This is a genomic window from Sphingomonadaceae bacterium OTU29LAMAA1 (assembly GCA_024072375.1).
Lineage (GTDB): Bacteria > Pseudomonadota > Alphaproteobacteria > Sphingomonadales > Sphingomonadaceae > Sphingomonas.
The window spans coordinates 1,983,953-2,004,231 of record CP099617.1 but is presented as its reverse complement, the minus strand read 5'-3'; the positions used below and the strand labels follow the sequence as shown (position 1 = coordinate 2,004,231).

At 62.2% G+C, this 20,279-nt stretch carries 29 protein-coding genes; 13 read left to right on the top strand and 16 right to left on the bottom strand.

The genetic code is table 11. From position 1 onward, the window contains the following. Window positions 1–14 precede the first annotated feature (14 nt). The 4 genes from NF699_09770 to NF699_09755 all read left to right on the top strand — a co-directional run bounded on the left by NF699_09770 (window position 15) and on the right by NF699_09755 (window position 3,025). A complete protein-coding gene (locus NF699_09770) occupies window positions 15–986 on the top strand; it encodes a hypothetical protein (GenBank protein ID USU06925.1) in 972 nt (323 codons plus the stop codon). 347 nt (window positions 987–1,333) lie between these two features. Further along, window positions 1,334–1,834, top strand: coding sequence for a DUF4065 domain-containing protein (locus NF699_09765; GenBank protein USU06924.1), 501 nt, complete (start codon window positions 1,334–1,336; stop codon window positions 1,832–1,834). Window positions 1,835–1,919: 85 nt separating this feature from the next. Continuing rightward, window positions 1,920–2,297: a hypothetical protein gene (locus NF699_09760; protein ID USU06923.1), complete on the top strand. Its 378-nt coding sequence runs from the start codon at window positions 1,920–1,922 to the stop codon at window positions 2,295–2,297. Between the two features lie 158 nt (window positions 2,298–2,455). Continuing rightward, window positions 2,456–3,025, top strand: coding sequence for a hypothetical protein (locus NF699_09755; protein USU06922.1), 570 nt, complete (start codon window positions 2,456–2,458; stop codon window positions 3,023–3,025). 185 nt (window positions 3,026–3,210) lie between these two features. Here NF699_09755 and NF699_09750 read toward each other — a convergent pair whose 3' ends face one another. From NF699_09750 to NF699_09715, 8 genes are all read right to left on the bottom strand, one after another. Further along, complete coding sequence (locus NF699_09750; GenBank protein USU06921.1) at window positions 3,211–3,507, bottom strand: hypothetical protein; 297 nt, start codon at window positions 3,505–3,507, stop codon at window positions 3,211–3,213. Window positions 3,508–3,623: 116 nt separating this feature from the next. Then, entirely contained in the window at window positions 3,624–3,827 is a 204-nt protein-coding gene (locus NF699_09745) for an AlpA family transcriptional regulator (GenBank protein USU06920.1), read from the bottom strand. Then, window positions 3,824–4,210 (bottom strand): hypothetical protein, encoded by a 387-nt coding sequence (locus NF699_09740; protein ID USU06919.1) that lies wholly within the window; start codon window positions 4,208–4,210, stop codon window positions 3,824–3,826. The genes NF699_09745 and NF699_09740 overlap by 4 nt, the downstream gene beginning before the upstream one ends. Before the next feature lie 286 nt (window positions 4,211–4,496). After that, window positions 4,497–4,667: a hypothetical protein gene (locus tag NF699_09735; GenBank protein USU06918.1), complete on the bottom strand. Its 171-nt coding sequence runs from the start codon at window positions 4,665–4,667 to the stop codon at window positions 4,497–4,499. A 113-nt stretch (window positions 4,668–4,780) separates the two neighbouring features. After that, window positions 4,781–4,975, bottom strand: coding sequence for a hypothetical protein (locus tag NF699_09730; GenBank protein ID USU06917.1), 195 nt, complete (start codon window positions 4,973–4,975; stop codon window positions 4,781–4,783). A 14-nt stretch (window positions 4,976–4,989) separates the two neighbouring features. After that, a complete protein-coding gene (locus tag NF699_09725; GenBank protein USU06916.1) occupies window positions 4,990–5,487 on the bottom strand; it encodes a hypothetical protein in 498 nt (165 codons plus the stop codon). After that, a complete protein-coding gene (locus tag NF699_09720) occupies window positions 5,484–5,984 on the bottom strand; it encodes a hypothetical protein (GenBank protein ID USU06915.1) in 501 nt (166 codons plus the stop codon). The genes NF699_09725 and NF699_09720 overlap by 4 nt, the downstream gene beginning before the upstream one ends. After that, window positions 5,981–6,199, bottom strand: a complete 219-nt coding sequence (locus NF699_09715) for a hypothetical protein (protein USU06914.1) — start codon at window positions 6,197–6,199, stop codon at window positions 5,981–5,983. Before NF699_09715 ends, NF699_09720 begins: the two co-directional genes overlap by 4 nt. A 71-nt stretch (window positions 6,200–6,270) precedes the next feature. Here NF699_09715 and NF699_09710 point away from each other — a divergent pair, with 71 nt between their 5' ends. Beyond that, window positions 6,271–6,492, top strand: coding sequence for a hypothetical protein (locus tag NF699_09710; protein USU06913.1), 222 nt, complete (start codon window positions 6,271–6,273; stop codon window positions 6,490–6,492). Window positions 6,493–6,515: 23 nt separating this feature from the next. On the opposite strand, the gene NF699_09705 is transcribed toward NF699_09710, so the two are convergent. From NF699_09705 to NF699_09690, 4 genes are all read right to left on the bottom strand, one after another. Then, entirely contained in the window at window positions 6,516–7,916 is a 1,401-nt protein-coding gene (locus tag NF699_09705) for a hypothetical protein (protein USU06912.1), read from the bottom strand. A 146-nt stretch (window positions 7,917–8,062) separates the two neighbouring features. Continuing rightward, window positions 8,063–8,725, bottom strand: coding sequence for a helix-turn-helix domain-containing protein (locus NF699_09700; GenBank protein ID USU06911.1), 663 nt, complete (start codon window positions 8,723–8,725; stop codon window positions 8,063–8,065). A 267-nt stretch (window positions 8,726–8,992) separates the two neighbouring features. After that, entirely contained in the window at window positions 8,993–9,205 is a 213-nt protein-coding gene (locus tag NF699_09695; protein ID USU06910.1) for a hypothetical protein, read from the bottom strand. 282 nt (window positions 9,206–9,487) lie between these two features. Beyond that, window positions 9,488–9,721, bottom strand: coding sequence for a hypothetical protein (locus NF699_09690; GenBank protein USU06909.1), 234 nt, complete (start codon window positions 9,719–9,721; stop codon window positions 9,488–9,490). Window positions 9,722–9,738: 17 nt separating this feature from the next. On the opposite strand from NF699_09690, the gene NF699_09685 reads away from it, so the two are divergent. The 5 genes from NF699_09685 (at window position 9,739) to NF699_09665 (ending at window position 14,433) form a co-directional block, all read left to right on the top strand. Continuing rightward, window positions 9,739–10,209 carry a hypothetical protein gene (locus NF699_09685; protein ID USU06908.1) on the top strand — a complete coding sequence of 157 codons (471 nt, stop codon included), beginning with the start codon at window positions 9,739–9,741 and terminating at the stop codon, window positions 10,207–10,209. Further along, complete coding sequence (locus tag NF699_09680) at window positions 10,206–11,213, top strand: CHC2 zinc finger domain-containing protein (protein ID USU06907.1); 1,008 nt, start codon at window positions 10,206–10,208, stop codon at window positions 11,211–11,213. Before NF699_09685 ends, NF699_09680 begins: the two co-directional genes overlap by 4 nt. Continuing rightward, a complete protein-coding gene (locus NF699_09675) occupies window positions 11,210–12,652 on the top strand; it encodes an AAA family ATPase (GenBank protein ID USU06906.1) in 1,443 nt (480 codons plus the stop codon). Before NF699_09680 ends, NF699_09675 begins: the two co-directional genes overlap by 4 nt. Continuing rightward, the gene (locus NF699_09670) at window positions 12,649–13,602 is read left to right on the top strand and encodes a YdaU family protein (protein ID USU06905.1); all 954 of its coding nucleotides are present in this window, start codon (window positions 12,649–12,651) and stop codon (window positions 13,600–13,602) included. Before NF699_09675 ends, NF699_09670 begins: the two co-directional genes overlap by 4 nt. A gap of 399 nt (window positions 13,603–14,001) precedes the next feature. Next, entirely contained in the window at window positions 14,002–14,433 is a 432-nt protein-coding gene (locus NF699_09665; protein USU06904.1) for a hypothetical protein, read from the top strand. 131 nt (window positions 14,434–14,564) lie between these two features. Here NF699_09665 and NF699_09660 read toward each other — a convergent pair whose 3' ends face one another. From NF699_09660 to NF699_09650, 3 genes are all read right to left on the bottom strand, one after another. Continuing rightward, complete coding sequence (locus NF699_09660) at window positions 14,565–14,807, bottom strand: hypothetical protein (protein ID USU06903.1); 243 nt, start codon at window positions 14,805–14,807, stop codon at window positions 14,565–14,567. A gap of 84 nt (window positions 14,808–14,891) precedes the next feature. Further along, window positions 14,892–15,245, bottom strand: a complete 354-nt coding sequence (locus NF699_09655) for an STAS/SEC14 domain-containing protein (GenBank protein ID USU06902.1) — start codon at window positions 15,243–15,245, stop codon at window positions 14,892–14,894. Between the two features lie 156 nt (window positions 15,246–15,401). Further along, window positions 15,402–15,671 carry a hypothetical protein gene (locus NF699_09650; GenBank protein USU06901.1) on the bottom strand — a complete coding sequence of 90 codons (270 nt, stop codon included), beginning with the start codon at window positions 15,669–15,671 and terminating at the stop codon, window positions 15,402–15,404. A gap of 190 nt (window positions 15,672–15,861) precedes the next feature. Between NF699_09650 and NF699_09645 the strand changes: the two genes are divergently transcribed. Then, entirely contained in the window at window positions 15,862–16,563 is a 702-nt protein-coding gene (locus NF699_09645) for a hypothetical protein (GenBank protein USU06900.1), read from the top strand. Between the two features lie 117 nt (window positions 16,564–16,680). On the opposite strand, the gene NF699_09640 is transcribed toward NF699_09645, so the two are convergent. Continuing rightward, entirely contained in the window at window positions 16,681–17,391 is a 711-nt protein-coding gene (locus NF699_09640; GenBank protein ID USU06899.1) for a hypothetical protein, read from the bottom strand. 124 nt (window positions 17,392–17,515) lie between these two features. Between NF699_09640 and NF699_09635 the strand changes: the two genes are divergently transcribed. Both NF699_09635 and NF699_09630 read left to right on the top strand, forming a co-directional pair. Then, the gene (locus tag NF699_09635) at window positions 17,516–18,178 is read left to right on the top strand and encodes a hypothetical protein (GenBank protein ID USU06898.1); all 663 of its coding nucleotides are present in this window, start codon (window positions 17,516–17,518) and stop codon (window positions 18,176–18,178) included. Beyond that, complete coding sequence (locus NF699_09630; GenBank protein USU06897.1) at window positions 18,111–20,279, top strand: phage terminase large subunit family protein; 2,169 nt, start codon at window positions 18,111–18,113, stop codon at window positions 20,277–20,279. Before NF699_09635 ends, NF699_09630 begins: the two co-directional genes overlap by 68 nt.

Below are 20,279 nucleotides of genomic sequence, written 5' to 3'. Positions count from 1 at the left end.
TTAACTACTTCCGCGTGTTCATCTGGCCCATCAAGCGGAAACCATTTCCAAGCGGCTGCGATCTGATTGATCTGATGCCGAAGGTCATGAACGAGCACACCGCGAAAGTGTCGATCGATGGCGCCCACCCGTGGAGGCACGAGCCGACATTGTTGTTTCGCGGCGTGGCCCGGATCCGTCCATTCACCGTGCTGGCGCCGGGTGCTCTGCCGCTCCCGGTGCCTCTGCCGAAATCACTCGAAAGGTATGGCGTCCCGGAGAGCGCCCGCACTTGGCTGACGCCGCAAGTACACACCGACAGCGTCGGTGTAGTTCAGATACCGGGGAAACACTCCTTCACTGTTCAGACCCTGAAGCGGAATTACGAGACAGCCGACGACCGGACGATCCGGGGCATGGTCGGACAGAACCTTGAAAGCGGCCTGAAGAAGCTTCTGAAGAACGTCAGAGATGGTGTCGCCCGCCCGCTACCAGGCCTCCCGCTGGTCGATCCATTCGGCATCGGGCGACGCAGCGTCCTGGAAGCCGTCGATCAACTCAGGTGGCTGGAGGATCAAACCGGTGATGGGCTTAAGGCGCTTGGCGATCTCGCGGTCAATATCAACCAGCACCATTTCCTCGCGGGTCGACGCGCCTTCAGGATGAGTACGGCTCAGGGGCTCAAGCTGAGCGATGCAGAGATCAGGAAGGCCGGCCTCACGCCGGGAGCTATCACCAACGACCTTTGGGTGTTCGAAACGGCTGCTGTCGAGCGGTACTCGATGCGCGTTTTCCAGTACGCCACCGAATATGGGATGGGCGGGGACGCTCAGATGTTGAAGCCCGTCTGGACCGAGATGTGCGAGAAGCTCGCTGCGTTCTATGGCAAGAAGTTAGGCCAGATCGACTCTCGTCAGGAGGATCACGCCGGTATCTCGGGGGTGCTAGGCAGCCCGACGTACAAGGCCATCAACACACGCCACAACGTCCTTCTGCCGATGAAGTAGCTCGATGGCCGCCTAGCCGGAAGACTTCTGCGGGACACGATGTCGGGCGATCTACAAAATTTTGCGATCTGGGCTGCGTAGATGCCCCGACGGCGGGAGATCGCGCAGGAATGGGCGAATTTATTGTTCTCTGAAAGCCATTAACTTGACGAGGATGTCGAGCTTAGTGGCGCTGGCAAGCGCCTCACCTATCGGCGGGCCGGTGGCCTCGCTGCCTAAGCAGCCCCCGATGGGGAGGAAGCGCAAGCACAAGGGCGGCTTCTACGGACATAAGCATAAGCCCTGACATGGCCTATAGACGCTGGTGAACCCGACTCTTATATGAAACTCGTTACAGAGGAGGGCGAATGATGACACGTGATCACGCCCACGACCCTCGGGCGGTCGCGAATAAGATTTATGAGCTGATGCAATCGGACGGACGGACCGTCACGCTTATGCAGATTATCAAGCTCGTCTATCTTGCTGACGGTTGGTCGCTTGCTCTCCGCGGCGTTCCTTTGTCTAAGCATTCGCCTCAGGCGTGGCAGTATGGGCCGGTTTTCCCCACGGTCTACAAGGCTTTCAAAAAGTTTGGTTCCCGGCCGATCACTGAGTTTGCGGCTGATCCTCGTAGCGGCGTTGCCGTATCTGAGGACTTCTCAGAGGATGAGGTGGCGCTTCTGCGTCAAGTAGTCGAGTCTTACGGGGCGCTGCATGCTTTCCGGCTTTCGGAGATCATGCACAAGCCGGGAACGCCTTGGACTGAGACATTTAACAATAGCGGGGCCTATGCTGAAATTCCCTTGGAGCTTATCGCGAAGCACTTCGCAGGGCTCCGAGACGAACGGGGGGTTGCTCGCTCCTAGCCTGTTTCCGATCGCAGATCATGCGGGCGAAGTCGCCTCGCTTCGGGACAAGGACGCAAACCGGCTGTCTGATTTAGAGAGCCGGATGGAATACCTCGTAGAAGAGCTTGGCCAAGAAAACCAGTTTAGGGTCGAGTTATCTGATTACGTTAAAGAGCTTAGGGCAGAGGCAACATTCATAAAGAAAGCCCGCGTCGTTTTCGGATCCGTTGCCGTAGTTGCGTGCTTATTCCTCTTTGTTGCTCCAATAATTATATGCGCAACAGAGTACAAGTGGTTCACTAGCTTGCCGCAGTATCCGCGAGCAGCGCTTCTTCTGGGCATGCTAGCGGCGGGAGTGCTTATCCTTCAAAGCCTCGTCAAATCCGTTTATCGTTCGGGCGCTGAGCGGCAAGCTGATGAGTTCATCCCGCCCCAACTTAAACTTATTCACGAGATAATGGGCGGCGTTAAGAGCGGTTAATCAGGACGGTTTCGACCCCTTCGCTGAACCCGCCGCCACCTATCGGCCTCCCGCGCCGACGCGGCTCGCTTGACTCTGTCGGCTTGTCGTGCGGCTTTGTCGGCGTGCTGAGCATGCGGCGAAGCACTTGGTCCTCTTGATTCTGGCCGGTAGCTTCCATGACCTTCTCTGAGCCTCCGATGCGGGACGTAGCTCACGCCATTGGCGAGGCGAGCATCCGATGGGGTGATATCGAGTTTGTACTACACGATCTCTGCGTCAATCTTGCGAAGTTTCACGATCGTCAGTTTGAACAGGCAGAGGCAGCGGGAGTCATGCACACCGTCCTGTCGGTCATGGATGTCCGGCAACGTGTCGCGGCCGCTAAGGCGCTCGCCGCTGGCGGGCTTGACCCCGACCTGTATGCAACCACAGAGAAGCTACTGAACTACATCGACAACGATCTGCGCAACGAGCGCAACCGGTTCGTTCACGACAATTGGCGGGAGCGAGACGGCAAAATCGTCCGGACCAAACACGGCGTTCGTGTCGTTCGGCCGCAGTCGCGCATGCTTGAGGTTCAATACAGCACAGCTAAGGAATTCACCTCGGTAGCCGACGTCCGGGTGTTCGCTGATACCGTAAGCACCACGCTACGTGATTTGATTAGGCTCGATGACGATCTGACTGAACTGTATCAATCGATATGGCCGCCCGAAGGATTAGATGAATTAGCTGGCGGGGCGTAACGAAGCTCATCTCGTCGTGCGACGCATTGCCCATGTAGGCGGCTAGGCCGGCTTCCAGCATAGTGTCTGAAATTGTATCCGCCGGGTTAATTGCAGGCTTACTGCCGCGAGATTGCATTACGGCGCACCTCCCACTCCATTGGTGCCGCATCTGACGTTCCCGATCTTCCTGCGTCGTGACGCGACTAGCCAAGCAGCGCCAAACCCGCAGCAGCGACAATCGCGGCTCCAAGTACGCCAAGCACCCGCTTGCGACGGGTCTTCAAGCGTTCGTGGTAGCGCGGTATGTCGATGAACCACTGGTCGTTGCCCGCAGCGACGATCACACCATCACGCTGCATCCGCTCGAACATCCGGCGCTCGATCCGGCGAGACGGCTCGTATGTCACGGCACTGTCGGGTGACACCGCGTTGCTCGTCATGAAGTGCCCGATCATATCCTGCTGGGCTTTCGCCATGATCGCTGCTGCTGCCGTCGCCACCGCTGTCTCTCCCCGTCGTCCTGCCGTAGCCTGCTCTTGATCGGCATGATCTACAAGACGCCGAAAGCCACGATCGAGGGGAAGCACCTACTGGAGACCGGAGCCACGTGCTGTAGCTAAGCCGCCGCCTGCCATTCTGTGGGTGCGGCGATCCACCTCTCCAGCTCCGTCTCGCGCCAAGCCACAGCGTTGGTGCTGAGCTTGATCGCGTGAGGAAACTCGCCCGCATCCATCTTGCGGTAGATCGACGTCCGCGACAGGCCGGTGCGATCCTTCACCTCTGGCAGCCGGACTAGCCGATTGCGTTGCTCCCCGGTCATCGACATTCTCCCATATTGTATTGGCGCCAGTAGCTCTGCCAGCGAATGGCGGCGCCGGCCGCGATCGTGGCGCAGGACAGGCTGCGACCGTCTGGCAGCGTGCATCGCGCGACCACCCGCTTGTAGCTCTTGCCGGTCGGCTGACAGACCAGCCGCTTATTCAGCGTCAGCCTGCTGACGATCCGCTGGCTGTGTTCGGCCGCAGCATCATCGCAGGTGTAGTTTGATCGACGTCCGGCGGGGCGACGGCATGGCTCTGCACTTTCGAAGTCAGGCGCTTGGACGCCAGCGATGCGGACCTTCTGACCCGATCGGCACCAGAGAGGCCCGTCGCCGTCGTGAACCTTCACGACCTCGCAGGTGAATGGGGGCAGGGGCGTCATGCGACCGCCGCCTGACGGTTACCCGAACAGACGCGACCAGAACGATTGCTGCCGAACCCGTCCGGCTTGCCACTGCGCACGTGCTTGCGCGGAACGCTGATAGAGCGCGCGGAGACGCTGCTCGCGGGGGAGATCTGAAATCCGGATTGGGTAGCTGTGCTGGGCCATAGAGGCATAACGCATGGCGCGACCAGTCGGTCTGTTTCAACGACGATGCGATGAAAGGATGCCGCCGGATGCGTAAGCACTTCTGACCGTATCGCCGGTGCAACAGCTCGGGACGCCGTCACGCCGCGATCCTCGTCGATGGGGTCGGGAACGGTATTACCGTCTCGCCACCATCAGGTCCGTCACTGCCGATCCCCTGCCACTCGCCGCAGCTACGCGTCTCATGCGTCACCGGGAACATGGACACGGGGAAGGGGCTGTTGCCCTGCACGACGACGGGGGCATGCACCTGGCACGTTCCAGTGTCGGCGGCGGCGGAGGGATCGCGCGTTGCCTTCGAAAGCTGCGGACCTTGCCGCTCCCACCAGGCGCACGAGCCACAGTTACGGCCTACACAGCCCATCAGCATAGCGGCATCCGATCCTGGAACTCACCGCAGGCGTTCTCGCGGTGTACGTTGGGGAAGATCGAGGTGAGGAACGCGTCACCGCGCTTCGTCATCTGCGGTGGGTAGCGACGGCAGACTCCAACGTGGCCGAGGTCCTGACGCACCGGTTCGATCGTTGCGTCGGACGCGGCCTTGGCGCTGAAATGCATGCAGCGAGCACAGGTCATGCCGTTGCTCCTCGTGCTTTGCTGGCTTCCCAGTCGCGCTGTGCTGACTTGAGCCCTTCTTCCAGGCTGTCGATCCGATCGCAGTTCGGCCCCGCCTCCATCGTGCCGTCCGGCATTCGGACGTAGACAGGTTCATCGATTGGGATGCCGCCATCGACGCCATCGCGCGTGACCGGGCGCATCTCGCCATCATAGCAAAGCGCCCACGCGAGGATTGGATCGCTGAAACTATACGGGCCGTCAGCGTCGCAGCCGAAGCGAACTAAGGTGAAGGCCAGGCCAACGGGCATGATCTGCACCGGCCGACGCAATAGCCCATGCAACATCTTCTCAGAAAGATAGAGGGTGTCCTTGCTCCGGCGCCGTACCGCCCACCATTCGCCCGTCACACCATTGCGTGGGGCACAGGGGCCGATCGATTCAATCTCGGCCAACGGAAAGTGGCGCGTGGCATAGCCACCCACCTCTTCGGCAGCTTCGAAAACGCCGGTCATGACTGCGCCTCCGCGAGCGAGCGGTCCTCTGTGCGCTGTCGATGTTGATCGACCTCATAGGCGACGTAGGCATCCAAGCTGTCGAACCGGCAGACGTCGAGGTACTCACCGACGGAGTGTACTGAGCCGTCGGGCATCAGGACGTAGCCTTGGCCTTCCTTCCACATGTGTCCGTCATCGACACCGGCCGGAGTGACAATCCGGATTGAGCCGTCAAAGCAGCGGGCCCAGCCGATCACGGGTGCCCGGTTTACCCAATGCTCGCCATCATCGATTCCGACAGCTAGCGCCTCTATGCCGGCGGTGGCCGGGATTAGCTGCAGCGGCGTCGAGGCGATGCGAGTATAGGCGTGACCGCTCAGTTCTTCACTTCCGCCGCCATCCATGTGGATGCGATAGTTCGGCTGCCCGTGCTTACCGGCGCCGGCCTCGGTAATCTTCTCGATCTTCGACAACGGTAGCGACGTGCGCCAGTCCAGATCAAACATGCCGATCATGCTGCGCCCTTTCCGCGTGCGCGCTTTGGCGTCCGCCCGATGTGAACGCCGATATGAATGCCGAACCACTGAAGGTCGAAGAACCCGACCTCACCTTCACCGCCGGTGGATAGCCGGCCGTTGTCGTCGCGCTGGAGTTCATCCATGCGTTCGACGGTAATCATTCCCCAGTTGTACCAAGGCTCTACCGCTTTGATGATGCGCCCCAGGCTCATGTGAAACTCCGCGCGGTTGGTGTAAGCGACCGGCGTTCAACCCGATCAGTGACCCGCAGGAGCCCAACGACATGGCCGAGATCGTAATCAGCCCCAGCGGACCCGGCGCGATGGAAGCCGGGCTCATGATCGACGAGACGGGCACCCGGTTCGTCGTCCTCACGTTCAAAGAGCCCGACGGTGACCCGGTGATCGTCACGTTCACCGTGCCGATCTTCCAGGACTACGTTCGGCATTTGGCCAAAACTGCCGAGGCTGCAGCCGACGAGTTGAACTGGATCATACCCGGCTGACCGGCCGGATCGGCGCACGGCGATCATGCGCCCTGCTCCGTGAGATTGATGCCGCTGATGCGGGCAAGGTCCTCGATGGCGCCCCAGGCAATGCGCTCGAACATCCCTCCCATCCGCAAACCTTCGCGGAAGTCCCGGCTATTAGGGTCCATGATGGCGTGGTTGGACCAGGCATCAGGGTTCATCCGGCTGAAGGCGATACGAAGCTTGGCGATTGCGCCCTCGATCGTTGACGCAGGCTGGTCGTGCAGCCTTGTCTCGTAAGCGTCGAGACGCGCGAAGTGGGCATCCTCTTCGTCGCGCGACATTGCGTCCGTGCCGTAGGCATTTTGCATTTCACGACGACAGCCGCCGAACGCGGCGAGAAGGTTGCCATCCGCCTGAATGAAAGCGCCGTGCCGAGCGAACCGACGAGCGTCAGCCGTCATGCGCTGGGCGATCTCCTTCGCGCAGCCCAAGTCCCATGCCGCGTGTTGCAGATATAGCGTCAACTTAATGGCAAGCTCAGCCGCCGATGGTGCTGGCAGCTGGAGCAGGGTGGCGAGGGCACCGTAGGTGTCTTCCAGCAGCTCATCATATCCCTCTTGGACGAGGCGTGCTTCGGTGTCGTCGACTTCCGCCTGCTTGAAGAACGGGGTATGCACATTGCGATCGTAGCTCGTCAGTGCGTCGTCCGCGGCTAGATAACGGTCGTATTGTCTCTGCCACGCTACCAGCGGCCCACGCATGAATGGGCTGTAGCCCTCCAGCGTCTTCGGCAGCTTGGGGCGAGCAGGGATATCGACGCCCAAATTCTCGCGGGCAGCGGCGAAAGCGCTGGTAATGATGCCGCCGATATCTGGAGCCAGTGCCATCAGTTCCGGCGGGGAGTTTTCCCAGGCAAGGGTCGCAATCTGCTCGATCAGAGCGGTGACCGGCGACATCTGTTCAAGGTCGCTGCCGATCGCGAGCGCCAGCTTGCTGACGGTAGGGTCCAGGCGCTGCGTGCGCTGCATGGATCCGAAGTCCGAGCAGTCGGCCTCGATGGAGTTAAGCATGCGCGTCTTCAGCAGCATGTCGTGAATGTTCTCGGCTGGGATCGAGGCTAGCCTAGCGCCTGCCTCGCCAGCTGCCTCACAGCGCGCATCGCCCACTTCATCAGTCTCATACCTCGTGACGAAGTGGGATGCCGTCTCACCCCAGCGAAGAAACGCAGCGTACATGGCAGGCGAGAGAAGCTCCCGGCCGGCGGCGATCAGCTCGTCGGTGAGGCCGGCGATCGCCAGCTCTTCCAGCGTGCTCTCCCGGACGGCGGCGGGGATGGACGCCATGCCGCGGTGGATGGCGGTAGCAGCATCGCCAGCGATGTAGGCGATGCGGATGTTCGGCTTCGGCGCTGCATGTCGCAGCGGCGTGTACGGGGCAAAGGTCGGCTGACTGGCCATGTGCTGTCTCCCACGGGTGGCGCAGGAGTGCGACAGAGGCTTCCGAAGAGAGCGTGCTTTACCGGCCTGCGATCAGTTTCACGGCCCGGGGGCGATCGGCTGATGCAGGGTATTTAGCCGAAACAGCTAAATGCCGCAATGAGAATTTAGCTGTTTCGGCTAACAAGGCCGCGCTGGGTTTCGACAATCCGACCAGCTACGATCACTCCTTCTGCCGGTAAAAATAGAAGCCCAGCGAAAGCGCTGATCCATGGGACTAAGCGATCAGGATCTGACTTGAAAACACCTGCTGCGTGATACCCTAACTCTGGATGAAAGAAGAGAAATGCTCCGCCGTGCCTGAGTTGGGTATCCTCAGGATCGATAATTACAGTGACTAGCGGGTATTCTGACTCAATATCAGGCTGGACCGGGCCCAGTACCACACCGACTAGATCATCCCGACTGTTGTATATTGCTGTATAATGACTCACGGCATCTTCAAATAAGCTGCCAGCGTGCCAAGTTAGACCGGTGTAGACCGGAACGGCTTTAGCTTGGTTTAGTGATTCTTCAGGTATAAAAAACTCTAGCGCCGGAGTACCTAGGGCGGCAGCTATCCTTCTAGCCCAGTCGTACGTTACCCGCATGCGCCCGCTCTCAAGCTTGGCGATTGTTGTTAGATGTACGCCGTCACCTACCCGCTCGGCGACCTCTCGAAGGGAAATACCCTGGCGTTTACGCTCCGCCCGCATGCGGCGACCAATTACGGTGTCAGCAAAAGGATCAAGATGGTCGCCCTGATCGTCTTGGTTAGCGTCTTCAGCCAATTATCTTGCCTCTTTTAGCCGTATCAGCTAATTGCGTCCTCATGAAGCTATCGGGCTACATGAGCGCACATGCTCTAACCTACGCCGAGTTCGCACGTCGAATCGGAAGCTCCCATGCGCGTACCGTCGAACGGTATGCCAAGGGGCATCAGAGACCAAATGCCGTAATGATGGCGGCGATTGTGCAAGCCACCAGGGGTGAGGTGACGCCTAACGACTTCTTCGATCTGCCCGCGCCACATGCAGAAGCATGCAGTGAAATGCCGCTCACTCCGCACCCAACCGGATCGGCCGCGGCTCATGACTGACGCCCTCCGCCCGATGTCCGACGGCTTCCATGCACTCGCGGAAGACCGCGATGGCGTCGTCCTTCCTGGCGACGGCATCAGGATCGCGCGCCGCAATGTGCTCGAACAGCGCGAATGCAACGGCTGTGTCGGTGCCGGCGGCGGCGCGCAGGGGCATGTCGGGGTCGAGCATCTTGTGCCTCTATTCAGTTCGCGGCGATCCGACGTCTCTAGCAGCCGCGATCGGCATGAGCCTACCCCGGCTTGTGCAGCGAGGGGCCACAACGCTGATCGCACGACCCGATCAGACTGTGCTGCTTTCCGCGTTGGCAGTTTGTCCGAAACGGGCGCAAGCACGGTTCTGCACCCGCCAGCTCGCATCTCCCCGGTGCTGAGACTCGTCCGCAATCCCCTCCGTGGGGCGGGTGTAGGGGTGGCCGCGATTTTTCCCAAAGCGCTCGCGGTCACCCCGACCTTAGTCATTGTGCGCCACGGTCGCACGGACGATCTCCACGATATCTCCCAGAATGATGGCAGGCGCTCCATGCAGCGCGAAGCTGTTCAGGTTGTCGAAGCAGTCGAGAAAGGTGTGCACCACGTGGTTCGGCACCTCCGCATCGCGCAGCGCATCGACGATCGCCGCTGTCATGTTGGCGAGGGCGATCACGGTGATCCGCGCCTCGTCTCGAGCTTTCTTGTCCTTCGGCATGCTGGAGCAATTGCCGCATGAACGCACCGTACATCCACGGACGCCGTCGTACGTTCTCCGCGTCTGCCGCGGTCGATGCGCAGAATGCCGTGCTCACCAGCATCAAGACCGACGACGGCGCGACATGGGCGGACATGGGCCGGGTGCTCGGCAAGTCCGACGATCGCGCCGCGGCATATGCGAACACCGCGTCGCCGCTCGACATGCCGACGTTCCTCGCAGGCTGCCGCGAGTGGGGAGGGCGGTTCGCCGACCCGCTACTGGCGCTGGTCGGCGGGCGCTGGGCGGAGGCAGGTGCGTACTGCACTGGCGACGAGAGCGCAGCGTTGACGCTGGCGAACCTGCTGCCGGCCGTGATCGCCATCGAGGCCGACCACCTGACCGAACCTCAGGAGTTGATCCCGCATGAGGCGCTGATCCGCCGCGTCAACGCGCTGACCTGCGTCTGGCTGGAGATGATCGCAGCGGAGAAGGGCAGGGGGCAGTGAGCCGCCGCCCCATCGATCGCGTTGCTCGCGCCGAACGAGACGCTGCTTTCCGCCGTGCCGTCGACGAGGCGAAGCAGCGCTACAACATCAGTGATGTCGTCGCGCGCACCCGCAAGGTGACCCGCGCTGGCAAGAACGAGAAGCGAGCGCTGTGTGCCTTCCACAGTGAGCGCACGCCCTCGATGCAGCTGAACGACGCCAAGGGCACGTACCACTGCTTCGGCTGCGGCGCGTCCGGCGACATCGTAAGCTATGTCATGAAGACCGAGGGCATCGGCTTCATGGATGCGCTGCGGTGGCTCGGTGCTGCCAGCCTACCCGGGGTGGATCCTGCCCAACGCGCCAAGGCGGCGGCGGAAGACGATGCTGACCAGCAGCGCGCGATCGATCGTGCCCGTGATGTGTGGGATCGTGCGCGGCCGGCGACGAGCACGCCAGCCGAGGTCTACCTCCGCAGCCGCGGCATCATCATGCCAGTCCCGCATACCTTCCGCTTTGCCCTGACGCCTGCCTGGTACGACGACGATACCGGCCAGTGCGGACCCGACTTACCGGCGCTGGTGGGCGCGGTCGTTGATGGCGATGATCAGCTGATCGGATTGCAGCGCGTGTTCCTAGCCAACGGCGGCAAGAGCAAAGCGCGCATGGAGAAGCCAAAGCGCAGCCTCGGCCGTGTGAAGGGCGGGGCGCTCCGCATCAACTCGGATGCCGACAGCTACGGTCACGAGCTGATCCTTACCGAAGGCCCGGAAGACGGCCTCAGCCTGGCGCAGGAGCTTGGCGCAGAGGTGTGGGTCACGCTCGGTACGGCGATGATGCCCTTCATCGACTATCCGCCCCGCATCGTCTCGATCGTCATCGCTGGGCAGAACGATGCTGCCGGTCGTGCGGCTGTCGAGCAGGCCGAGGATGATCTTGCCGAGCGCGGGTTCGCCACCCGCACGATGTGGCCCGCCGACGGGTACAAGGACTGGAACGACCAGCTGCGGGGCATCCGCGCATGAGCGGCTCGTTTCAGGAGCAGTTCGCTGCTGCCGAGCAGGGGCCGGCGCTTCAGAACGTCGAGGCGGAGATCGGCCTGCTCGGCGACCTTATCAACGACAACCGCCTGATCGACCAGGTCGCCGATCGCCTGCGTGGCCGTGACTTCTCTGTGCCGCTGCACGGGCGCGTGTTCGACCAGATGCTGGATCAGACTGCGGCTGGTGCGAATGTCGACGCCGTCACGCTGACGCCGCATTTCCGTGACGATCCCGAATGGCCGCGCGTGTTCTCCGTGCTGTCAGCTGCATCACTCAACGCTGGTCCGCGAGCACGGACCAAGGCGTATTTCGATCAGCTGGTAATGCTGTCCAGCCGACGGCGCATGGTCGCCGGGCTTCAAGACGTTGTTCACTCAGCCCGCGACCTCAGCGTCACGCGTGAGGAGCTGCTCGCCAATGCGGACGAGGCCGTCGCCGAGCTGGCCGATCAGGTCGTCACTGCGCAGGCGCCGGTCGGCACCTACGCTCAGGCGGTGATCGACAGCTTCGGACAGCCGGTGATCGGCGTCCGCTGCGGCATGATCGCCTCTCTGGACAGCACGATCGGTGTGCTGCGGCCGTCGAACCTCATCGTCGTCGGTGGCCGTCCAGGCATGGGCAAGACCAGCCTCGTCACATCCTATTCCATCGGTGCAGCGGCGCGCGGTCACGGCGTGCTGATCTTCTCCCTCGAGATGAGCGCCGACGAACTGACCCGCCGCATGCTCGCAGATATGACATTCACCACAGGCGGAGGCGTGGCTTACGAAGACATTCGCGACGGCACCGTTCGCAACAATGATATGCCGGCGGTGATCGAGGCCAAGCAGCGGTTTGACGCTCTGCCGCTCGAAATCAACGAGACGTCCGGCCTGACGCTGTCGAAGCTGATCCGCCAGGCGCGTACCCACAAGCGCCGCCTTGCTGCCAAAGGTGAGAAGCTGGAGCTGGTGGTGGTCGATTACCTCCAGCTGATGGCACACAGCCGCAAGGGCATGTCGCCTTATGAGCATGCCAGTGAGGTCAGCACCGGCCTGAAGCAGTTCGCCAAGGCGGAAGGACTCACGGTGATGGCGGTAGCGCAGCTCAGCCGCGACGTGGAGAAGCGTCCCGACAAGCGGCCGATGCCGTCCGACCTGCGCGACAGTGGCCAGATCGAGCAGGACGCTGACGTCATCCTCTTCGTCTACCGCGAGGAGGAATACCTGCGCCGCAATGAGCCGGAAGACCAGTTCGGCGGCAAATACGAAGCGTGGCGAACCGACATGGAAGCCGTCCGCAACAAGATCGAATTTCTCGTTCCTAAGCGTCGCAGCGGTCCGACCGGCAAGGCTGTCGGCTGGTTCTTCGGCGCCAACTCTGCCGTGCGTGGCAGCGAATTTTACCAGCATTCCTCTCATGACGGCGGAGCAACCCGGTGACGCTACCCGAGCCAATGACACCGTCCGACTGCGATCTGCGCGGGCTGGAATACATGCCGCTGCTCGGCCAGCGCCTTTTCGGCAGCGAATTCGATGCAATGGCCAACGACAGCGAGTGGCGGGCAGGGCTGACGCTCTGGTGGGCCGCATGGACGCAATGTCCAGCCGGATCGCTGCCAGACGACGACGTGGCGCTGTGCCGGCTTGCGGATCTGGGACGTGATCTGAAGCACTGGAAGAAGCTGAAGGAGCGCGCGCTCCACGGCTTTGTGAAGTGTAGCGATGGCCGCCTCTACCATCCGACGCTGGCGGAGCAGGCTCTAGTCGCATGGAGTAAGCGGAAGTCAGATCGCACATCCCGCACCGGCGAAGCGGAGCGCAAGGCTCGTGAGCGGGCAGCGCGCAGCGACATGTTCGCCAAACTCGAGGCGGTCGGCGTCACGCCGGCATGGAACATCAAAACCGCGGACCTGCGCAGTCTGGTCACGGCGCATTGTCACGACCAGTCACGCACCAGTCACGGCGATGTCACGCCACCTGTCACAGTGACTGTCACGGCTAAGACGGGACGGGACGGGAAAGAAGAAGAAAGAAGAAGTTCCGTAGCTAACGCTACGGGCGCTACGCCGCCGAATTTGGAAGATCCGAGCAAGGTCCTGTTCGACGCCGGGGTGGCTCTGCTGGTGAAGGCTGGGTCCAGCGAGAAGCAGGCGAGGGGGTTGATCGCCAAGTGGCGGAAGGCGAGGGGCGAGCCCTGGGTCCGGGAGGCGCTGGTGAGCGCCGAGGGCAGGGCCGAGCCCGTGTCGTGGATCGAGGCGAGGATCGCGTCGGCTGCCAGCATTGAGGACGAGGCCCGTGCCGTCAGCCGGGCGACTGCCGAGCGCTATCGACGCATGGCCATCCCGGGACCGCCGGCTGCTGCCAGGCAACCGGAGGCGATCGGTGGCTGACCTCGCTCTACCGCTGCCCGCCAGTACGTCGAACGTTGCGCAGTTCTGCACCGATCACGGTCAGATTGGCTGCGATGAAACCGGACATAGCGACGTAGAATGCCATCGAACTTCTCCCTTCGCCGGCGCGGCTGCTGGCGATGGGTGGATCGTTGGACCCGCAAAAGTTGACGCTGCATGAGCATCGTTGGGATCAGCCGTGATCCTGCGATGAGCAGTGCTTGCGGTGAGGCGATTGGCGCACCTGGCGGAGTAGCCGGCTGCAGGCGGACGGTGGCGGCATCATGGCGCAGCGGGCGCCGGCCGCGTTTGCCTTGGAAGGGCGCAATCGAAGCGGGGAGCGGAGCATTGCCCCGGCCCCCCGCAAGGAGTTTAGCGGCAAACGCGAACGCGGCGCTGATGGCGGATCACGGTGCGGCAGCGCTGATTGCGGTCACGACCGTAGTGGTTGCCGCGGTCATTACGGCCGTAGTGGCGGCCCCTATCGTGACGATCACGCCGGTCGTAGCGATCTCCGCGATGGTCGCGCTGCTCATAGCGACCACGGTTGTCATCACGGCGCTGTGCATCGGCGCTGCTCGCTGCGCCGACGGTAGCGGCCATCATACCGATGGCGGCGAAGATCGTGGTGATTTTCATGCAGTGTCCTTTGACGGCCAGCTACTGGGCCGCAGGGGTCATTACGCTGTCATCACGACATCGTTCCTGACCTATCATGTTCAAGGGCGACGCAGCTCAGGCGATATCGATCAGCTTGGCCTCTTCGCGCGCTTCGATGACCTGTGTCGTTGGCCATCGGGCACCGTCGTTTGTCGATGCCTGCCGGGATGAGGGTATCGATGTCACCTAATTCGTCGGCTTTAAGCCGTCACCTGATCTTGTGTGGTCGTCGGCCGCCGACGCGTTCTCCCGCCACAGGGGTTGAACGACCAGCAGGGATGATCGGCGCTTACGCAGCCGTGTCACTCGGCGACGAAGGGATGCTTTGCCCGCACGAGCTTCACCGCCTCTGCAACCGCGAGTTTCTCGACCTCGTCACAGACGGGCATGACGTCCCAGTTGAAGAGCGCCAGCGGGTCGCAGGGCAGGCGAACCACGGGCCCGACCTTCGCATGCCAGCCGGATACCTTCCCGTCGGTCGCACCCGCAAGAACGGATGCGAGGACGCCACGAACTTCGTCAGTGGTTGGAACGCGCTGAGCCATCTGTTGTCCGTTTCTTACGATCGGCATTCAACACACGCGCCCGGACGAGGTCGGGTGCAAGCAAAATCATCGCTGTCTCGTCGATCAGTTGACCGCTGCCTCTTCGGCGACAAGCCATTCCTCGGCGTCTTCCACATTCGCGAAGTAGTTGGCCGGCCGGTGCACGGCCGCGCGCTGAGCCTGTATGCGCGCGAGCGACTTGGACACCACGAACGCAATGCGCCTCGATGCCGTCTCGGGCGAGGACATGACGAGCTGAAATTCCTGAACTGCTTCCTGGGATTGGATCTGCATGCTGCGGATGTCGACCAAGGTGACATGCTGGTTGGGCAGGCTACGCAGCTGGCGGTGTGCCGCGTCGCGCGCCTCTACGAAGCGAGCAACGTCTGCTGGCGAAAAGAAGCCAGTCAGCGTCATGCGCACGAGGCTCAGCGGCACGTCTACGGTGATCGAAAAGGTAGCGCACATAGAGGCTTAATGGCCGGACAGACCTTGAGATACGGTTTACGAGCCAAACTGACGACAGCTCTTACGTGCGTGCCGGCATGGGCGACATCCCGCCACAGGGGATGCCGCCTCTCCCGACCGGATAGTTCAGCGGGCAGCGATCTCGGCGTTCGACCGACGATGCTCGATGAAGATGCTTCGTTGAGCCCAACGAGCACGGGTCATGCACGTCGATGCCGCAGTGTTTGGACGAGGGTCGTTAAGCGTGTCCGAGAAGAACCGGATGCAATAGACGCGGCGTTCAGCGTTGTAGGTCGCAGTGTATTGCCGGTCCTCGGCTGCCCGTCGGGCATCGGCGGAACCAGCGCCCACGACAATGGCAGCTCCTGCGGCAATGATCAGTACGGATCGATGCATGTCATTCTCCCTCTTGCGTCGAGCCGAACCGGCCATGCGCTTCGGGTCTGCTCATGCGATAAGTGTGCCACTTCTATAATACACCGGAGATCCGGCACTTCGGGTTCGGGTCGTCAGCCGCCACCGGCGCCTAGTGCCGGAAGTTGGCGGAGCAAGATGGGGATACGCGCCAACCAAGAGCGCCCAGCGCTTGGCAGCGCTGGTAGATTGTCTGGTGTTCACAGTCCGAGCGGGGTTCAGAGAAATGGCGGGAATTGAGGAGCAGGATCAGAGCGGCATCGCGCAGCGCTGGTGTATCCTGCGAACGGCGGGACCCCGGACGCTGCCGCTGTGTAGGGCGCTGACTTCGTTGGGATATGACGCTTGGGCGCCGCAGCTGACGATCCGTCGGCGCCGGCCGCGCAGCAAGCAGACGATCGAGATTGACGCACCGATCCTGCCTACGTTCGTGTTTCTGCGATCAGACCTGCTCGGTGACCTCTATCGCCTCATGGCGAGGCCGACATCGCCCCTGCCCGCCTTCCGGCTATTCACCTACGCTGGGCGTGTGCCGTTGATCGGCGAGGCGCAGATGCGATCGCTGAGGCAGGAGGAGGCCATCGAGCAGGCCAAGCGCTCAGCGCTACTGGAGCGCGAGCGACTCATCGCCGAGCGTTCGCAGCGCCATCGTGAGCGCGCCATGCTGCGCGCGAGCGCTCGAACCTATGAGGCAGGCGACCGCGTCGCAGTCATGCAGCCTGCTTTCGCGGGCATGACGGGCGTGGTGGAACGCGGAGCGGGCAAGGCGGCAGTGGTCAACCTGGGAGGATCGATCACCGTAACGATTGAGGCTTGGCTACTCGAACCAGTTGGGGTAAAGGGAGAACATGCCCTGATGGGTGCCGCTGCATGAGCAGCCCGCGACGAGCTAATAGGACTGGCCACCGAGCCGCCCTCGTCCCAAATGCAGAGGCGGATGCCTCGGGCGACTGTCCTACGGTATGGCTTTTGGTTACTATGATGTTTGCGATTACTCGGTTCGGTCCGTGATCAACTTCGTCTCTTGAGGCCTACCAAGCCGAGGCGGCGCGAACTTTGCAGTCCGCATTATTTCCGCCGCGCGGTCCGCATGGGCAAGCTGCATAGCTGACTGAACTGTTTGGACCGCGCCCGGAAGATCTGCTGCTGCCCCAATCGCGGTCGGAGACGCCGCGGCTAAGGCGCCCGCGAGTATCCACAGAGGTCGAAGGCTGCTGCGGTTTCGGTCAAGCTCCTGATCGACGGCATCCACCCTGCGGTGAAGGGCGGCCTTCGCGTCCTCTGACAAGTTGGACCGATTGATCCTGTCGCGAACGTCGTCGAGCGATGATCGGATTGTGGTTTTCGTCTCGAAGGTTAACTGCGCGGTGTCCAGCCGAGTCTTGCCACGAACCTTGAGCCTCAGCCGAGTCATTACTCTCGCTAGCTGCGCGTTGAAGATGTCGAGAGTGGCCTCCGATTGCTCCGCCTTGTCCGCTGGGAGCAGACCGCTGATCCCGAATTCCTCAGCCGCCGAACCAACCTCGTGGACGAATTGCCGTCGCCAAATGTTCGGGTGATGACGCCCGGCCGCGGCTTGATCTCCGTTAAGGATCTTCTCCAAATTCTCGCGAGCGCGGTCAGCGAAGAACACGAAGGCCTCTTCCGGGTCGTCGGGTAGATCGTCCCAGACATCGGCATCAATCAGAGAATCAGCAAGCATCGGCTGATCTTATCTGAGATAAGACGCGCTTGCACCCTTTGGGTCCTTCCGGGGTGTCCGAGCAGTACGGGGGGCAAAGGCGTTTAGCTTCCCCAGCTATAGATCGTGAAAGGGGTTGCCACTTATGCCGCCACCCCATGCCGGGCCGGTGTCGGTTCGCCAGTTCGCGAAGCTGGACGGATGCAGTCACACGCTGGTCGCCAAGGCCGTAAAGCAAGGAAAGCTGCCAGTTTCTGAGGCTGGCCTGATCGATTCGAGTCTCGCCGGCAGCGGCTGGCGCAAGCGCAATCGCGAAGCGTCAGAGGTGGAAACCCGGAGTGGAAACACCCCGCCTGTTTCCACCCCGTCTACGCGAAAGGTTTCCACCCGACCCGCCCAGGCGGAAGCACCCCGGCGGCGTGGCCAGGCAGGCGCAGCGGCGCCGATCGATCCGGCGGACCTCGCCGATGAGGACTTCATCGCCGAAGTGCTCGCCGGTCGCTTCGTGCTCACCGGTGACGCCGAACGGGTCAAGGAAAACGGACTGGCCGTGCGGGCCTTGTTGGCGGCCCGACGGGAGGCGGGCGATGTCGTCGATCTCGAGGTTGCCGACACGCTGCTGTTCAACCTCGCCCGATCGCTGCGTGACGCCTGGCTGAATTGGCCCTCGCGCGTCGCGCCGCTGATCGCCGCATCGCTGAGCATTGCAGTCGAGCCGTTGCTGGAGGCGCTCAACGATCATGTCCAGCAGCACCTCGCCTCCCTTGGCGAGCCCGAAGCCGACTTCGCCGGCGCAGAGCAAGGATGAACGGCTAGAGCGTGCGTGGCAACGGGGGCTGACCCCACCGCCGCGCATCAGCGTACCGGAGTGGGCTGACCGATATCGTAAGCTGGCACCCGAGGCAGGTTCAACCTCGGGCGATTGGTCGACGAGGACCGTTGAGATTGCCCGCGGGCCGATGCTCGCGGTGACGGAGCTCGGCGTCGAGACCATCACCGCGATGGTGTGCACCCAGCTGATGAAGACGGCGCTGATTGAGAACGCGGTTGGCTTCTTCGTCCACCTCGACCCGGCGCCGATGCTCATCGTGCAGCCGAAAGAGGCGGCTGCCGAGCAGTTTTCGAAGGAGCGTATCACCCCGCTCATCCGCGCAACGCCAGTGCTGCGGCGGCTTATCGGTACGAAGAAGACCCGCAGCGTCGAAGAGACGCTCCTCTACAAGGCTTTTCCCGGCGGATTCCTCGCGCTCGCCGGGGCGGGCAGTCCGGACAATCTGGCACGACGGCCCGTCAAGCGCGTGTTCTGCGACGAAACGGACAAGTATCCGATTACTCGCGAGGGTGATCCCATCGGCCTCGCCGACGAGCGCATGGCGACATATGTCGGCGCGCTGTCGGTGCGGGCTTGTTCACCGACCATCGAGGGCGAAAGCCTGATCGAGAGCAGCTACCTGGAGGGCGATCAACGGCAGGCGTCGGTTGCCTGTCCGGAATGTAGTCACAGGCAATTCCTCGATTTCTTCCGGCACGTCGAGTGGAAGAAGGATCTGGACGAGGGCGGCAACGTCATCGCGCATCATCCGCGCACCGCGCAGGTCTATTGTGAAGGGTGCGGCGTCGGCTGGAACGAGGGCCAGCGTCTCACCGCGCTTGGAACGATCCGGTGGCACCAGACTAAGCGGTTCCGGTGCTGCGACAAGCATCATGACCCGCTGACTGCATACGCCACAGCTTGGAAAGCCGAAGGCGGCGCGGCCGCGGTCGCGGCGATATGGGACTGGTGGGAAGGCCCACGTCACGCGGTTTACCGGGCGCGCTGCCCGGACTGTGGAACCTGGCCGGTGTCCAACGAGCACGCCAGCTTCACGGCCGGCAAGGTGTTCAGCCCTTGGCCACGCGATGCGCCGCCCAAGATCGCGGCGAAGTGGCTGTCGAGCAAGAACGATCCCGACAAGCGGGTGAAGTTTGACAACACCCAGTTGGGTAAGCCGCACAAGCGGTCGAATTCGAAAGAAGTGGTCGCGGAGATACTCGCGGCTCGCGCGGAGATCTGGGCGGCGGAGGTGCCCGACGGCGTCGGCGTGATCACCGTAGGCGGCGACACACAGGATGACCGGGTCGAACTCGAGTTCGTAGGCTGGGGCAGGAACGAAGAAAGCTGGTCCCTCCTTTACGTCATCGTCGAAGGCGACACGTCGAAGAAGGCGACGTGGGACGAGGTCGACCGACAGCTGCTTCGCACATTCAGCCGCGCCGATGGTCGCCAGTTTGCGGTCGAAGCCGCGTGCATCGATTCCGGCGGTCACCGGGCGCAGGAAGTCTATGATTTTTCCAAGGCTCGCCTCGGTCGCAAGGTCTGGGCGACGAAGGGCGCTTCGGATCGAACCGGCAAACGCTCACCCCTGTGGCCTACTACGCGGCCGAGCAATCGCAACCGGGCAACGTTCAAGCCGATCATCATCGGCGTCAATTCGGCGAAGGACACACTGCGCGCCCGCCTGTCATTCACTGACTCCGGCCCCGGCTACATGCACTTCAGCAGCAAGCGGGAACTCGCCTGGTACGAACAGCTGACGGCAGAGCGCCTGATCCCGAAGGTCGCCAGCGGCCGCGTCTTTCAGGTCTGGGACTGCCCTAAGGGCAAGGCCAACGAAGCGACCGACTGCCGAGTGAACGCCATGGCCGCGCTCGCAGGTCTCATCCAGCTGGGGATGAAGCTGAACATGGTCGTCGATGCCGCATCAACAAATCCCGACATTGCTCGCGCCATGGCCAAGCAGAAGGCCGACGAGCGCGCAGCGAAGGCAAAGCCGGAATGGCTGGCAACGACGGCAGACAAGGTTGCCGACGAAAAGCCCCGCGCGAAACGCGCAAAGGTCAACCCGTTCACCAGCAATCGAAGGAGGTAG